At 68.5% G+C, this 14,817-nt stretch carries 12 protein-coding genes; 2 read left to right on the forward strand and 10 right to left on the reverse strand.

All coding sequences use genetic code 11. From position 1 onward, the window contains the following. Positions 1-5: 5 nt before the first annotated feature. Genes Q7W82_RS18570 through Q7W82_RS18585 form a run of 4 tightly spaced genes read right to left on the reverse strand, consistent with a single transcriptional unit; the run spans position 6 to position 3,050 of the window. Positions 6-542 (reverse strand): pilus assembly protein PilP, encoded by a 537-nt coding sequence (locus Q7W82_RS18570; protein ID WP_242160576.1) that lies wholly within the window; start codon positions 540-542, stop codon positions 6-8. Next, positions 539-1,204: a type 4a pilus biogenesis protein PilO gene (locus Q7W82_RS18575; RefSeq protein ID WP_242160575.1), complete on the reverse strand. Its 666-nt coding sequence runs from the start codon at positions 1,202-1,204 to the stop codon at positions 539-541. The genes Q7W82_RS18570 and Q7W82_RS18575 overlap by 4 nt, the downstream gene beginning before the upstream one ends. Next, entirely contained in the window at positions 1,201-1,992 is a 792-nt protein-coding gene (locus Q7W82_RS18580) for a PilN domain-containing protein (protein ID WP_242160574.1), read from the reverse strand. The genes Q7W82_RS18575 and Q7W82_RS18580 overlap by 4 nt, the downstream gene beginning before the upstream one ends. Continuing rightward, positions 1,992-3,050: a pilus assembly protein PilM gene (locus Q7W82_RS18585; protein WP_343242790.1), complete on the reverse strand. Its 1,059-nt coding sequence runs from the start codon at positions 3,048-3,050 to the stop codon at positions 1,992-1,994. Before Q7W82_RS18585 ends, Q7W82_RS18580 begins: the two co-directional genes overlap by 1 nt. 218 nt (positions 3,051-3,268) lie before the next feature. Here Q7W82_RS18585 and Q7W82_RS18590 point away from each other — a divergent pair, with 218 nt between their 5' ends. Next, a complete protein-coding gene (locus Q7W82_RS18590) occupies positions 3,269-5,701 on the forward strand; it encodes a penicillin-binding protein 1A (protein WP_242160572.1) in 2,433 nt (810 codons plus the stop codon). 152 nt (positions 5,702-5,853) lie between these two features. After that, complete coding sequence (locus tag Q7W82_RS18595) at positions 5,854-6,498, forward strand: hypothetical protein (protein WP_010341535.1); 645 nt, start codon at positions 5,854-5,856, stop codon at positions 6,496-6,498. A gap of 113 nt (positions 6,499-6,611) precedes the next feature. On the opposite strand, the gene Q7W82_RS18600 is transcribed toward Q7W82_RS18595, so the two are convergent. From Q7W82_RS18600 to Q7W82_RS18625, 6 genes are all read right to left on the reverse strand, one after another. Beyond that, the gene (locus tag Q7W82_RS18600) at positions 6,612-7,901 is read right to left on the reverse strand and encodes a citrate synthase (RefSeq protein ID WP_026143410.1); all 1,290 of its coding nucleotides are present in this window, start codon (positions 7,899-7,901) and stop codon (positions 6,612-6,614) included. A 290-nt stretch (positions 7,902-8,191) separates the two neighbouring features. Then, entirely contained in the window at positions 8,192-8,434 is a 243-nt protein-coding gene (locus Q7W82_RS18605) for a type B 50S ribosomal protein L31 (protein ID WP_010341537.1), read from the reverse strand. Positions 8,435-8,588: 154 nt separating this feature from the next. Continuing rightward, the gene (locus tag Q7W82_RS18610) at positions 8,589-9,527 is read right to left on the reverse strand and encodes a nucleoside hydrolase (RefSeq protein ID WP_242160571.1); all 939 of its coding nucleotides are present in this window, start codon (positions 9,525-9,527) and stop codon (positions 8,589-8,591) included. A 275-nt stretch (positions 9,528-9,802) separates the two neighbouring features. Beyond that, complete coding sequence (gene recG / locus Q7W82_RS18615; protein ID WP_242160570.1) at positions 9,803-11,950, reverse strand: ATP-dependent DNA helicase RecG; 2,148 nt, start codon at positions 11,948-11,950, stop codon at positions 9,803-9,805. Between the two features lie 9 nt (positions 11,951-11,959). Continuing rightward, on the reverse strand, positions 11,960-12,343 hold the full coding sequence (locus Q7W82_RS18620; RefSeq protein ID WP_010341827.1) for a RidA family protein: 384 nt from the start codon (positions 12,341-12,343) through the stop codon (positions 11,960-11,962). A gap of 272 nt (positions 12,344-12,615) precedes the next feature. Beyond that, positions 12,616-14,787 (reverse strand): bifunctional (p)ppGpp synthetase/guanosine-3',5'-bis(diphosphate) 3'-pyrophosphohydrolase, encoded by a 2,172-nt coding sequence (locus Q7W82_RS18625; RefSeq protein WP_019797021.1) that lies wholly within the window; start codon positions 14,785-14,787, stop codon positions 12,616-12,618. Between the last annotated feature and the right edge of the window lie 30 nt (positions 14,788-14,817).

Here is a 14,817-nt window from a genome sequence, read left to right on the forward strand (position 1 = left end):
ATCAATCATTGATCGTCCAGCGCGACGGAGGCGGGACGTTCCAACCAGCCGCCGGCGCCATCCGGCACCAGTTCAATCAAATCGATGCGATCCTCGTGCACCCCGGTCACGCGGCCATCGCTCTGCCCCATGTACACGCCGGGACGCACGCGGTAGGTCACCTTGTCCGGCGCCATCACCAGCGCGACCTGGCCCGCGCCACTCCCCAGCGTGCCGACCATGTTGAGGCTGTCCAGCGGGAACTGCTCCAGCGGCTCCTTGCGGCGGTTCGGGTCCGGGCGCAGGCCGCTGCTGCCGTCGGGGCTGGCCCAGGCGTCGCTGAACGGATCGCGCAGGCCCTGCGCCGCATACTCGAAGGTTTCGAACTGCTGCATCACCGGCAGCGGCTCCAGCGGCTGCGCCGGCCGCGCGCGCACTTCCTTCACCCAGTTCTCCAGGTTCGGCGCATCGCCAGGCGTGCTGGTGATGCTGCGGCCGCACGCGCCGAGCGCGAGCGCCAGCGCGCCCGCGGCGAGCATCCTGACAATCCGCTGCCGACTCATGCGCCACCGCCTTGCTTGCCCGCCTTCTTCGCGGCCTGCTCCTGTTCTTCCATTTCCTTGTCGTCCAGGTAGCGATAGGTCTTGACCGTCCCGGACAGTTCCAGCTCGCCGCGCGCGGTGATGCCGTTGCTCTTGTCGCGCGGCTTCAGGTTGATGTCGTGCATGGTCAGGATCACCACCCGCGGCAGCGACGCCACGCCGCTGACGAAGGCACCGAACTGGTGGTAGCTGCCGACCATGCGCAAGGCGATCGGCTTCTCCGCGTAGAACTCCTTCGGCGATTCCGGACCCGGCTGGAACAACTCGTTGGTCAGGCCGCTGGACAGCGCGGTCTGCGAGATGTCGATGATCAGGTCGGGCATCTCGGTCTTGCTCGGCAGCTGCCGCAGCATCTGCTGCAGCACCTGCTCCATCTGCACCAACTGCTGCTTGAGCGGCTGCAGGTTCACCGCGCGGCTCTGTTCCTTCTCGAAGGTGGCGCGCAGCTCGGTTTCCTTCTGTTCCAGCCCTTCCAGCTCGTCGCTCTTGCTGCTGATCAGCAGGAACCACGACATGGCCAGGATGAACAGCGTCACCAGCACGCAGAACACGATCTTGGCCTGCTGCGGCCAGTTGCCGATGTTGTTGAAATCCAGCTCTTTGATGTTGAATTTCTTGCTCATGACGCCGGTCCCTGTTGCGCTGGCGTGGCGGCGGGCGTCGGCGCGGCGGCCGGTGCCGGTGCGGCGGAACTGCCCGCGGCAGGTGCAGGCGCCGGCGCACCCGGCGTCTGCGCGGGCGGCGTGCCAGGCGCGCCACCCGCGGGCGCGGCGCCTGGGGTCGCGGGCGCGGCGGAGCCGGCCGGCACGGTCGCGTCGGCCGCCGGGTCGGTGCTCTCACCCGGCACCGGCAGCTTGACCCGCAGCGTGAACACGTACGGCAGCGCCTTGGTGTCGACGATCGGCCCCTTGGCGTCCTTCTCCTGGGCCTTGGCCTCGATCACGGTCAGTTCCGGATTGGTCATCCAGCCAGAGCCTTCGAGGTTGCGCATGTAGGTACTGACCCGCGCGTTGGACTGCGAGCGGCCTTCCAGGGTCAGCATGTCGCCTTCCTGCTTCACCGAGGTCAGCACCACGCCATCGGGAATGGTCCGCACCAGCGAGTCGAACAGATGCACCATCTGCGAGCGCTTGGCCTGCAGTTCCTCGATGACCTGCTTGCGCGCCAGCAGCCGGCGCTTCTTCTCGTCGAGGGTGTCGATTTCCTTGTTCTGCGCCTGGACCTTCTCGATCTCGGTCTGCAGATAGGCGTTGCGTTCGTTCTGGCCGCTGATCTGCAGGTCGTAGTAGAACCAGATCAGCCCCGCCAGCAGCACCCCGGCGAATGCGGCCAGGCCAAGCATCGAATAGAACTCGCGTTCGCGCTGCTTGCGCCGTTCCGCCCGCCAGGGCAGCAGATTGATCTTCGCCATCAGTCGAAGCTCCTCAGCGCCAGGCCGGTGGCGATCATCAGCGCCGGCGCATCCTGGGCCAGCGCATGCGCCTGGACCTTCGGCCCCAAGGTCATCTGCGCCAACGGGTTGGCGACCACCGTGGCCACGCCCAGTTGCTCCTCCACCATCTCCGGCAGCCCGGCCAGGGCGGCGCAACCGCCGGCCAGGACGATGTGGTCGACCCGGTTGAATTCGCTGCCGGCGTAGAAGAACTGCAGCAGGCGGCTGATCTGCTGCACCGTGGCTTCCTTGAACGGTTCCAGCACCTCGACCTCGTAGCTCTCCGGCAGCCCGCCCTGGCGCTTGGCCATGCCGGCTTCCTCGTAGGTCAGGCCGTAGCGGCGCATCACTTCGTCGGTCAGCTGCTTGCCGCCGAACACCTGCTCGCGGCTGTACAGGCTGCGCCCGCCGCGCAGGACGTTGAGGGTGGTCATGGTGGCACCGATGTCGACCAGGGCGACGATGCCGTCGGCGGCCACCGGCAGCTCGCTGGCCACCAGCGCGAAGGCGTTCTCGACCGCGAAGGCCTCCACGTCCATCACCTTGGCCACCAGGCCGCCCAGTTCCAGGGCCGACTGGCGCAGTTCCACGTTCTCCGAGCGCGAGGCCGCCAGCAGCACCTGCACCATCTCGGGGTTGTTGGGGATGACGCCCAGCACCTCGAAATCCAGGTTCACTTCGTCGATCGGGTACGGGATGTAGTTCACCGCCTCCAGCTCGACCTGGGCTTCCAGTTCGCTCTCGTCCAGGTCGGCCGGCATCGGGATCACCTTGGTGATCACCGCCGAACCGGCCACGGCGGCCGCGGCGTGCTTGGCGCGGGTGCCGGAACGGGTGACGGCGCGGCGGATCGCCTCGCCCACCGCCTCGACCTCGACGATGTTCTTTTCGACCACGGCATTGGGCGGCAAGGGTTCCACGGCGTAATGCTCGACGCGGAACCGGTTGCCGTTACGCGAAAGCTGCAGCAGCTTGACCGCGGTCGAGCTGATATCGATGCCGATCAGCGGTTGCTGACTCTTTGGGATAAGCCCCACGGATTTTCCCCTGCCGGCGGGCACTTGGACGCCAATGTTGCGCCAGCGCATTAATAACAAATTTTTTGCAATTGGCAACCGCCCGGTTGCATACCGCGATCCGTGTCACGGCATGACCTGCGGCAGCAAACCCGTCGCATCCCCGGAACCGGCCCCAGCCGTTCCCCGGCGTACTCTATACTCTGCGCCCAAGAAATCTGCAATCGGAATCTCTCGCGATGCCCCGTTTTCGTCGTTGGCTGCGCTGGGCGCTGGTCACGTTCGTCCTCCTTGGCCTGGTCGGCGCCGCCGTGGCAGGCGGGCTGTACTACGTCGTTTCCTCCAAGCTCCCGGACGTGCAGACCCTGCGCAAGGTCGAACTGCAGGAGCCCATGTACGTCTATTCCAGCGACGGCAAGCTGATGGCGCTGTTCGGCGAGACCCGGCGCTACCCCATCACCATGAAGGACGTGCCGGAGCGGCTGAAGCAGGCCTTCCTGGCCACCGAGGACGCCCGTTTCTACGAGCACGGCGGCGTCGACTACAAGGGCATCGCCCGCGCGGTGTGGCTGCTGGCCACCACCAACGACAAGCGCGTGCCGGGCGGCTCCACCATCACCCAGCAGGTGGCCCGCCAGTTCTTCCTGAGCTCGGAGTACAGCTACACCCGCAAGCTGGCGGAGATCCTGCTGGCGCGCAAGATCGAGGCCGAGCTGAGCAAGGACGAGATCTTCGAGCTGTATCTCAACAAGAGTTTCTTCGGCAACCGCGCCTACGGCATCGCCGCCGCCGCCGAGTACTACTACGGCAAGAAGCTCAACGAGCTGAGCCTGGACGAGATGGCCTCGCTGGCCGGCATCCCCAAGTTCCCCTCCAGCGGCAACCCGATCAGCAATCCCGAGCGCGCCAAGCAGCGCCGCGACAACTATGTGCTCAGCCGCATGGCCGCGCTGGGCTTCATCACCCCGGCCGAGGCCGAGGCGGCCAAGGCGGTGCCGATGCACGCCGCGCCCCATGAGCGCCCGGTCGAGGTCGAGGCGCCGTACGTGGCCGAGCTGGTGCGCCAGGAGATGATCGCGCGGTTCGGCGGCGACGTGCTGGACAAGGGCTACCACGTCTATACCAGCATCGACTCGACCCTGCAGACCGCGGCCAACCACGCCGTGCGCGAGGGCCTGATCGTCTACGATCGTCGACATGGCTGGCATGGCGTCGAGAAGCACTTCGACGTTCCCGCCAATGCCGATGCGGCGGCGCTGGCCAGCCACCTGAGCGGCGTCTACGTGCAGGGCGGGATGCTGCCGAGCATCGTCGCCAGCACCGGCAGCGACGGCAGCGCCACCGTGGTGCTCGCCAACAAGACCGAGCTGGTGCTGCCGGTGGCCGCCAGCCGCTGGACCGGGCGCAGCCCGGCCACCCTGCTCAAGCGCGGCGACCTGGTGCGCATCCAGGCCGGCGACAAGCCGGGCGAATGGGAGATCACCCAGATCCCGCGCGGCCAGGCCGCCCTGGTCTCGCTGGACGCCAACAACGGCGCGCTGCGCGCCATGGTCGGCGGCTTCAGCTATGCCGGCAACAAGTTCAACCGCGCCACCCAGGCGCGCCGCCAGCCCGGCTCCAGCTTCAAGCCGTTCCTGTACGCAGCCTCGTTCGAGAAAGGCTTCAACCCGGCCTCGATCGTGCTCGACGCGCCGGTGGTGTTCCGCGACCGCCGCGGCAAGACCTGGTCGCCGCAGAACGACGGCGGCGGCTTCCGCGGCCCGATGCGCCTGCGGGAGGCGCTGGTGCAGTCGCGCAACCTGGTCTCGGTGCGCCTGCTGGACGCCATCGGCGTGGACTTCGCGCGCAAGTACATCAGCCAGTTCGGCTTCCAGGAAGCCGAGCTGCCGCCGAACCTGTCGATGTCGCTGGGCACCGCCTCGCTGACCCCGCTGTCGGTGGCACGTGGCTATACCGTGTTCGCCAACGGCGGCTCGCTGGTCAACACCTGGATCATCGACAAGGTCACCGACCGCGACGGCAAGGTGCTGTTCCAGGAGCATCCGCTGACCGCCTGCCGCAGTTGCGGCAGCGTCGGCGGCAATGCCGCGCCGGTCAGCCAGGTGGTGGACGGCTTCAACTTCGGCGCGGCCACGCCGCCGCCGGCGGCCAAGCCGGCCGCGACCGCCGCCACGCCGGCCGCGGACGAAAAGACCCCGGCCACCGACCCGGAGGCCAAGGTCGCGCCGCGCGCCATCGACGAGCGCACCGCCTATCAATTAGTGTCGATGATGCGCGACGTGGTCCAGCGCGGCACCGGCACGCCGGCCAAGGTGCTCGGCCGCGAGGACGTCGGCGGCAAGACCGGCTCCACCAACGACCATCGCGACGCCTGGTTCTCCGGCTTCGGCGGCCCGTACGTGACCACGGTGTGGGTCGGCCGCGACGACTACCGCTCGCTCGGCTACCGCGAGTACGGCGGCAAGGCGGCGCTGCCGATCTGGATCGACTACATGCGGGTGGCGCTGAAGGACCAGCCGATCGCCCGCAACGACCCGCCGGCCGGCATGGTCCAGGTCACCCTCAACGGCGCCACCGAGTGGGTCAAGACCGAGGACATGGACCGCATCCAGCAGTTCGACGAAAGCCTGCAGGACCAGAAGACCGACGACGCGGCATTCGACATCTTCTGATCGCGCCACTCTCCTAGCCCCGGCGCTGGCCGGGGCAGATGCCGCCGGGCGCGCCTCGCCCGGCGGACGCCGCAGCAGGCAGCGCAGCCGGCTACACCCGAATTTCGCAAGGCTGCGGTACAGTCGGGGCAGGCTTTGAGGGGAGGCGCTCCATGCACCACGCTCGGCAACATGCCAGGACCCGCACGCACGAACGCCGGCGCCGGCTGGCGCACGAAGCCGCCCGCCTGATGGCCGAGGGCGGCATCCGCGACTTCCATCAGGCCAAGCTCAAGGCCGCCGACCGGCTCGGCATCCACGACGATGCCTCGCTGCCGCGCAACAGCGAGATCGAGGACGCGCTGCGCGAATACCAGCGGCTGTTCGCCGGTCCGGACCATGCCGGCGAGCTGCGGCGACGGCGCGAAGCCGCGCTGCGCGCGATGGACTTCCTGCACGCGTTCGCGCCGCGCCTGGCCGGCCCGGTGCACGACGGCACCGCCGACGCCAACAGCCCGGTGCAACTGCACCTGCATAGCGACGATGCCGAGGCGGTGGCGCGCTTCCTCGAAGAGCACCGCATCCCGGCCGAGTTGCGCAGCCGTCGCCTGCGCCTGGACCGCGAGCGCAGCGAGGACTTCCCGGTGTGGCTGTTCACCGCCGAGGAACTGACCTTCGACCTGACCGTGCTGCCCTACGACGCGCTGCGCCAGGCGCCGTTGTCGCAGGTGGACGAAAAGCCGATGCGGCGCGCCTCGATGCCGCAACTGCGGCAGCTGCTGACCGAGCAGGACATCGCCGACTACCAATACGGCTGAGCCCGGCCGCGGCGCGACGTGACACCTGCCTGCCCTCCTCCCCGCTTCATCGCCGCCACAACGAAAAACGCCCCGCAAAGCGGGGCGTTCCGGACAGCCTTGAGGGCGATCGATCAGCGCTTGTCGGCGCTGGTGTAGTCGCGCTTGTCGTAGCCGGTGTAGATCTGGCGCGGACGGCCGATCTTCATTTCCGGGTCGACCTGCTGCTCCAGCCAGTGCGAGACCCAGCCGGCGGTGCGGGCGATGGCAAACATCACGGTGAACATCTCCACCGGAATGTTCAGCGCCTTGTAGATGATGCCCGAGTAGAAGTCGACGTTCGGGTACAGCTTGCGCTGCACGAAGTAGTCGTCCTTCAGCGCGGCCTCTTCCAGCTTCAGGGCCACTTCCAGCAGCGGGTCGTTGACGCCCAGCTCGCCCAGCACCTTGTGGGTCATCTCGCGGATGATCTTCGCGCGCGGGTCGAAGTTCTTGTACACGCGGTGGCCGAAGCCCATCAGGCGGAAGCTCGAGTTCTTGTCCTTGGCCTTGGCCACGGCGCTCTCGACGTTGTCGGCGGTGCCGATCTCTTCCAGCATCTTCAGCACGGCTTCGTTGGCGCCGCCGTGCGCCGGACCCCACAGCGCGGTGATGCCCGCGGCGACCGAAGCGTACGGGTTGGCGCCAGTGGAACCGACCAGGCGCACGGTCGAGGTCGAGGCGTTCTGCTCGTGGTCGGCGTGCAGGATGAACAGCAGGTCCAGGGCCTTGGCCACGACCGGGTTCATCTGCAGCTGCTCGCTCGGCACCTCGAACATCATGTGCAGGAAGCGCTCGACATAGCCGAGGTTGTTGCGCGGATAGCGGATCGGCCAGCCGATCGAGTAGCGGTAGGCGGCGGCGGCGATGGTCGGCACCTTGGCGATCAGGCGGATCGCGGCCAGGCGGCGCTGCTCCGGATCGTTGAGGTCGAGGGTGTCGTGGTAGAACGCCGACAGCGAGGCCACGGTACCGGCCATCATCGCCATCGGGTGCGCGTCGTGACGGAAGCCGCCGAGGAAGTTCTTCAGCGACTCGTGCATCATCGTGTGATGCGTCACTTCGTGGTCGAACTTCTTGAATTCGTCGGCGGTGGGCAGCTCGCCGTTCATCAGCAGGTAGGCCACTTCGAGGAAGTTGGACTTCTCGGCCAGCTGCTCGATCGGGTAGCCGCGGTACAGCAGCACGCCGTTGTCGCCGTCGATGTAGGTGATCGCCGACTTGCAGCTGGCGGTCGCGGTGAAGCCCGAGTCGTAGGTGAAGAGACCGGTCTCCTTGGTCAACTTGGAAATGTCGACGCAATCGTTGCCCAGGGTGGGCTTGAGTACCGGAAGAACGACCGACTTGTCGCCGGCGTTCAACGTGACCTGATCAAGATCGGACACAGTGTGCGCTCCTCGATGGAAGGCGCCTGTCCGATTACGTTGCGAACAGACGCGTGAAGGAAGTCCACGGCAATCGCCACGGATCGCGCCATTATCGCACAGCAGCATTTGCGTCGTCGCTCACCCCTCCTGCGGCACGATGGCGGCAGGAAAGCGACACAGCGTTGCATCCTCGCCGCACTTTCACGGAAGGATGACACCGGCGCGCCCACGCCGGGAAGGGACCATGCAGCGGATAGCAAAACGGCCGCGCAAGCGGCCGTCGCTTTACATCCGTTCGACGGTTCCGGTCAGCGCGCGTAGCGCTTCTGGAACTTGTCGATGCGGCCGCTGGTGTCGATGACCTTGTGCTTGCCCGTGTAGAACGGGTGCGAAGCCGAGGAAATTTCGACCTTGATCAGCGGATACTCTTCGCCGTCCTCCCACTTGACCGTCTCTTTCGAGGACATGGTCGAACGGGTCAGGATCTTGAAATCGGAGGTGACATCGTGGAACACGACGTCGCGGTACTGGGGATGGATGTCGGCCTTCATGGGCTCGCACCGTAGGTGGCTGCTGGACAAGAGGGAAACTATAACAGCCCTGCCGCCCCCCACGCAACGTTTACGTCGCGGCAGATGCGGTGGCAACGCCCATGGGCGCCCCGCCCCGGGAGATCCCGCCCGGATGCGGGCGGGATCGGCAGGCTCAGCCGGCGCCGACTGCGGCCCGCGCCAGGCCCAGGAAGCGGGCGTGGTCGTAGCGGATCAGCATGGTCGCGTTGTCCGGCAGGCCCAGCTGGCGGTTCCAGTCGACCAGGGTGGCGCCGCGGGTATGCACCCCGGACAGCTCGATCTGCATCGGGCGCGCCTGCACCTCCTGGGCACCGTCGGGCTGCAGCGCCCAGGCCATCGCCAGTGCGTCGGCGGCATACCAGTGTTCGCCGCGCGCGTCTTCCGACCACAGCCGGGTCTTGCGCGAGATCAGCTCGTAGAAGCGCGCCTTCGGCGCATCCACCGCCAGCCACTGCTCGACCTCGCGGTGCGGCAGGCCATGCGCCACGGTCGCCTCCCAATCCGCCACTTCGATGTGCGGGAACGCCTTGAACACGATGTGCGCCGCCTCCGGATCGAAGGCGATGTTGAACTCGGCGGCCGGGGTGATGTTGCCATGGCAGGTGATCGCCCCGCCCATCACCAGGAAGCGGCCGACGCGCTGCGGCAGGGTCGGGTCCAGCTTCAGCGCCAGCGCGATGTTGGTCAGCGGTCCCAGCGCGACCAGCAGCAGGCGCCCGGCGTACTGGTGCGACAGGCGCAGGATCGCCAGCGCGGCATGCTCGGCCTCGGCGCCGCGCGCGGCCGCCGGCAGGTCGACGTCGCCGAAGCCGTCCTGGCCATGCACGTGCCCGGCGTCCACCGAGGGATGCAGCAGCGGATCGGCGCAGCCGGCGAACACCGGCACATCCTCGCGCCCGGCCACTTCGCACAGCTTCAGCGCATTGCGCACGGTGTGGCGCAGGCCGACGTTGCCGGCGGCGATGGTCAGCCCGACCACCTCGTGGCGCGGATCGGCGAACGCCATCAGCAGCGCCAGCGCATCGTCCACGCCGGGGTCGGTATCGATCAACAGGGGAATCTTGTCGCTCATGCGTCGCTTCGCTCGTCCATTCGGCCGCCGAGTCTGGCACCGCGGCGCGGGCATGGGAAGGCGCGGGGATTGGGGAGTCGGGATGACCAGCCATTCGGCTGTTGAAAACGGGGATTCGCAGAGGCGGCGCCACCGCCGTTCGTCGTAGGAACGGCTTCAGCCGCGACCGGGCGTTACCAGGACAGCCCCATCGCGGCTGAAGCCGCTCCTACGAGGAAGCCGTGGCGATGCCGCGTTTGCGAATCCCCAATCCCCAATGCCGAATCCCGGCCCCCTCACGCCCCGGCAAACCGCACCGCGCCACCGACCCAGCGCGCGACGATGCGGTCGGCCAGGACCGGCGCCTCCTCCAGCAGCCGGTCGGCCAGGGCGTGCACGCGCGGCAGCAGGCCGGCGTCGCGGGCCAGGTCGGCCACGCGGAACGCGGCCAGGCCGGTCTGGCGGGTGCCGAGCAGTTCGCCGGGGCCGCGCAGTTCCAGGTCCTTTTCGGCGATGACGAAGCCGTCGTTGGTCTGGCGCATGGTTTCCAGGCGCTGCCGCGCCATCGCCGACAGCGGCGCCTGGTACATCAGCACGCAGCTCGACGCCGCCGCACCGCGCCCGACCCGGCCGCGCAACTGGTGCAACTGCGCCAGGCCCAGGCGTTCGGCGTTCTCGATGATCATCAGCGAGGCGTTGGGTACGTCCACGCCGACCTCGATGACGGTGGTGGCGACCAGCAGGTCGATCTCGCCCTGCTTGAACGCGCGCATCGCCGCCTGCTTCTCCGCCGGCTTCATGCGCCCGTGCACCAGGCCCACGCGCAGCTCCGGCAACTGCGCCGACAGCGCCTCGAAGGTGGCCTGCGCGGCGCTGGCCTCGAGCCGGTTGCCGGCGCCGGCCTGCGCGGATTTCTCGCTGTCCTCGGCCTCTTCGATCAGCGTGCAGACCCAATAGGCCTGGCGGCCTTCGGCACAGGCCACGCGGATGCGCTGCACCAGTTCGGGACGGCGCTCGGCGTTGAGCACGATGGTCTGCACCGGGGTGCGCCCCGGCGGCAGTTCGTCGATCGAGGAAACATCCAGGTCGGCATACGCGGCCATCGCCAGCGTGCGCGGGATCGGCGTGGCGGTCATCACCAGTTGGTGCGGCACGCCTGCACCCGAGGCACCCTTGTCGCGCAACGCCAGGCGCTGGTGCACGCCGAAGCGGTGCTGCTCGTCGACGATGGCCAGGGCCAGGTCGTGGAAGCGCACCGCCTCCTGCATCAGCGCATGCGTGCCGACCACCACCTGCGCCTCGCCGGAGGCGATCTGCGCCAGGGTCGCGCTGCGCGCCTTGCCGGTGACCTTGCCGGCCAGCCAGGCCACGCGCACGCCCAGCGGCTCCAGCCAGCCGCGCAGGTTGGCCAGATGCTGTTCGGCGAGCAGTTCGGTGGGCGCCGCCAGCGCCGCCTGCTTGCGCTTGTCCACCGCCAGCATCGCCGCCAGCGCGGCGACCACGGTCTTGCCGCTGCCGACGTCGCCCTGCACCAGCCGCAGCATCGGCGCCGGCCGTTCCAGGTCGGCGCGGATCTGTGCGAACACACGCTGCTGCGCGCCAGTCAGTTGGAACGGCAGCGATTGCTGCAGGCGCTTGGCCAGCAGCCCGCGACCGCGTAGCGACGGCGCCGGCTGGCACTGCAGGGCGATGCGCTGACGCCGCAGGCTCAGGTGATGCGCGAGCAACTCCTCCAGCGCCAGGCGCTGCTGCGCCGGATGCAGCCCGGCGGCGAGCGCGCCCAGGTCGGCCTGCGGCGGCGGCCGATGCGCGACCAGCAGCGCGCTGCGCAGCGACGGCAGCCCGAGTTCGGCCAGCAACGACGCCGGCAGGAGCTCCAGCGCTGCCTCCTCGGGCAGCCGGTCCAGCGCCTGCCCGACCAGCCGGCGCACGGTCGCCGGGCCGACGCCCTCCACCGCCGGGTACACCGGATCCAGGCGATCACCCAGCGCCGCGTCGTCGTCCTCGCCGAGGATCTGATAGCTGGGATGCACGAACTCCAGCCCGTGCTGGCCCGGCTTGGGCGTGCCGAAGGCGCGCAAGCGCGCACCGACCGCGAACTGTGCCGCCTGCGCCGCACGGAACTGGAAGAAGCGCAGCACCACGGTGCCGCGCGAGTCGTCGGCCACCGCCACGCGCAGCATCGGCCGGTAGCGGAAGCCACGGTCCACCGCCTGCACCCGCCCCTCGATCTGCGCGGGCACGCTGGGTTGCAGCGCCGCCACGGTGGTCAGGCGGGTGCGGTCCTCATAGCGCAGCGGCAGGTGCAGCCACAGGTCCTGCAGCGTGGACAGGCCGCGCGCGGCGAATTTCTCCGCCAGCTTGGGACCGACGCCGGGCAGCGTGGTCAGCGGCACCTCGCCTGCCGCCGACAGCGCCGGCGCCGGAACCTGCACGCGCGGCACGGCGGGGGATCAGTCCAGCACCATCACCGCGTCCACTTCGAAGCCCGCGCCCTTGGGCAGCGCCGAGACTTCGATGGTGGAACGCGCGGGGAACGGCGCCTGGAAGTAGTCCTGCATCACCGCGTTGACCTGCGCGAACTGCGCCAGATCGGTGAGGTACAGCCCCAGGCGCACGATGCGATCCAGCGAGCCGCCGGCCGCCTCGGCCACCGCCTGCAGGTTGTCGAAGGCGCGGCGCGCTTGCGCGGCGATGTCGCCGGCGACGATCTCGCCGGTGGCCGGATCCAGCGGGATCTGCCCGGAGAAGTACACGGTGTTGCCGGCGCGCACGGCCTGCGAATACGGACCGATCGCGGCCGGTGCACGGTCGGTATGGATGATCTGGCGGGACATGGCGACTCCGTTGGAAGAATGTCCGCCTAGTTTAGCTGGCGTGCGCGGTTGGGGATTGGGGATTGGGGATTGGGGATTCGGAACTGGTCTGGTCCTGGCGTCGTAGGAGCGGCTTTAGCCGCGACGCCTTATCGATGAAGCGTCGCGGCTGAAGCCGCTCCTACTAAAATCTCCTGAAAGCGGGCGCCGCGGCGTGTCCCGCCCTCATGCTGCTCCCGAATCCCGAATCCCGAATCCCGAATCCCGAATCCCCAATCCCCAATCCCGACGCCTCACTGGCGCCGCACGCTCTGCACCGCATTCAAGCGCCGCAGCCGGCGCATCACCTCGGCCAGGTGGTTGCGGTCGCGCACCTGGATGTTGAAGCGCAGCACCGCGGCGTTGAAGTCGCGGTCCAGGTAGTCGACGCGCTCGATGTTGGACTGGCTCTGCGCGATCGCCGCGGCCAGCTGCGCCAGCACGCCGGTGCGGTTCTCCACGTCCACCACCAACGCGGTGTCGTAGTCGCCGATGACGCTGGTATCCCAGCCGATCGGCACCCAGCGCTCGGGCGACTTGCGCAGTTCGGCCAAGTTCGGGCAGTCCAGCCGATGCACCACGATGCCCTTGCCGGCGGTGTGGTAGCCCATGATCTCGTCGCCGGGAATCGGCTGGCAGCAGTTGGCGAAGCTGACCACGCCGCGCTCGGTGCCGTTGATCAGGATCTTTTCCTGCGAGTGCTTGGAATGGCCGCCGCCGCGCAGTTCGGCGTACGCCATCAACGCCTGCGCCGCCTGGTTGGGCATCCAGTTGCCCAGCGCGACGTCGGCCAGCAGCGCTTCCAGGCGCGGGTAGCGGTGCTCGCTGAGGAACGAATCCAGGCGCCCCTTCGGCAGCCGTTCCAGCGAACTGTCCATCGCCTCCAGCGCGCGGTCGAGCATGCGGTGGCCGAGCTGCACCGCGTCCTCGTGCTCGAGCTGCTTGAGCTGGTGGCGGATCGCGGTGCGCGCCTTGCTGCTGACCACGAACTCCAGCCACTGCGGCTTGGGCGTGGCCGAGCGCGCGGTGATCACTTCCACCGTCTGTCCGCTGACCAGCTTGGTGCGCAGCGGCACCAGCTTCTTGTCCACGCGCGAGGCCACCGCGCGGTTGCCCACGTCGGTGTGCACCGCATAGGCGAAGTCCAGCGCGGTGGAGTTGCGCGGCAACGCCAGGATCTTGCCCTTGGGCGTGAACAGGTAGACCTCGTCCGGGAACAGGTCGACCTTGACGTTGTCCAGGAACTCCAGCGACGAGCCGGCGGCGCGCTGCGATTCGATCAGTTCGACGATCCACGCATGCGCGCGGCTCTGCGCGCTGTTGGGCGAATCGCCGCCGAACTTGTAGGTCCAGTGCGCGGCGACGCCGCGCTCGGCGATCAGGTCCATCTCCTCGGTGCGGATCTGCACTTCGATCGGCGAGCCGTAGGGCCCGAACAGCACCGTGTGCAGCGACTGGTAGCCGTTGGCCTTGGGAATGGCGATGAAGTCGCGGAAGCGCGCATCCAGCGGCTTGAAGGTGGCGTGCACCGCGCCGAGGGCGTGGTAGCAGTCGGGCACGCCACGCACCACCAGGCGGAAGCCGAACACGTCCATCACCTGGTCGAAGGATTTGTTCTCGTCGCGCATCTTGTTGTAGATGCTCCACGGGGTCTTGATCCGGCTCACCAGCCGGTGTTCCAGCCCTTCCTTGGCCAGGCGCTGCGACAGTTGCACCTCCACCTGCGCCATCGACTCGCGGCGCACCACCGGCTGGCTGCGGATATGCTTTTCGATGATCGCGTGGCGCCAGGGATGCAGCGCGCGGAAGCCGAGGTTCTGCAGCTCGGACTTCATCAGGCTCATGCCCAGGCGCTGGGCGATCGGCGCGTAGATCTCCAGGGTCTCGCGGGCGATGCGGCTGCGCGCCTCGGCGCTCTGCGCGCCCAGCGTGCGCATGTTGTGCAGGCGGTCGGCGAGCTTGATCATGATCACGCGCAGGTCGCGCGACATCGCCAGCAGCATCTTGCGGAAGCTCTCGGCCGCCGCTTCCTGGCGGTCGCGGAACTTGAGCTTGTCCAGCTTGGTGACGCCGTCGACCAGTTCCGCCACCGCCTCGCCAAACTCGGCGGCCAGTTCGGCGCGGGTCAGCGGCGTGTCCTCGATGGTGTCGTGCAGGATCGCCGCGATCAGCGCCTCCACGTCCAGGCCGAGCTCGGCCAGCACGCCGGCCACCGCCACCGGATGGGTGATGTAGGGCTCGCCGGACTTGCGGGTCTGCCCCGCGTGCGCGGCCGCGCCGACCTCCCACGCGCGGCGCAGCAGCGGGATCTGCTCGGCAGGCAGATAGCTGGCGCTGCGTTCGAGCTGCAGGACGTAGTCGGGGACCGCCTCGTCGGCCGACGGCGGCGCGGCACTGGCGACCTGGGCAGAAGGGCCTGGGTTCATGCGGAAAGACTATGCCAGCGGCGCGTGGAC

The organism is Xanthomonas indica (assembly GCF_040529045.1).
GTDB lineage: Bacteria > Pseudomonadota > Gammaproteobacteria > Xanthomonadales > Xanthomonadaceae > Xanthomonas_A > Xanthomonas_A indica.

Coding starts and splice junctions, on each gene's coding strand:
- Q7W82_RS18570 (WP_242160576.1), bottom strand. CDS start 542: ATGAGTCGGCAGCGGATTGTCAGGATGCTCGCCGCGGGCGCGCTGGCG.
- Q7W82_RS18575 (WP_242160575.1), bottom strand. CDS start 1,204: ATGAGCAAGAAATTCAACATCAAAGAGCTGGATTTCAACAACATCGGC.
- Q7W82_RS18580 (WP_242160574.1), bottom strand. CDS start 1,992: ATGGCGAAGATCAATCTGCTGCCCTGGCGGGCGGAACGGCGCAAGCAG.
- Q7W82_RS18590 (WP_242160572.1), top strand. CDS start 3,269: ATGCCCCGTTTTCGTCGTTGGCTGCGCTGGGCGCTGGTCACGTTCGTC.
- Q7W82_RS18595 (WP_010341535.1), top strand. CDS start 5,854: ATGCACCACGCTCGGCAACATGCCAGGACCCGCACGCACGAACGCCGG.
- Q7W82_RS18605 (WP_010341537.1), bottom strand. CDS start 8,434: ATGAAGGCCGACATCCATCCCCAGTACCGCGACGTCGTGTTCCACGAT.
- Q7W82_RS18610 (WP_242160571.1), bottom strand. CDS start 9,527: ATGAGCGACAAGATTCCCCTGTTGATCGATACCGACCCCGGCGTGGAC.
- Q7W82_RS18620 (WP_010341827.1), bottom strand. CDS start 12,343: ATGTCCCGCCAGATCATCCATACCGACCGTGCACCGGCCGCGATCGGT.
- Q7W82_RS18625 (WP_019797021.1), bottom strand. CDS start 14,787: ATGAACCCAGGCCCTTCTGCCCAGGTCGCCAGTGCCGCGCCGCCGTCG.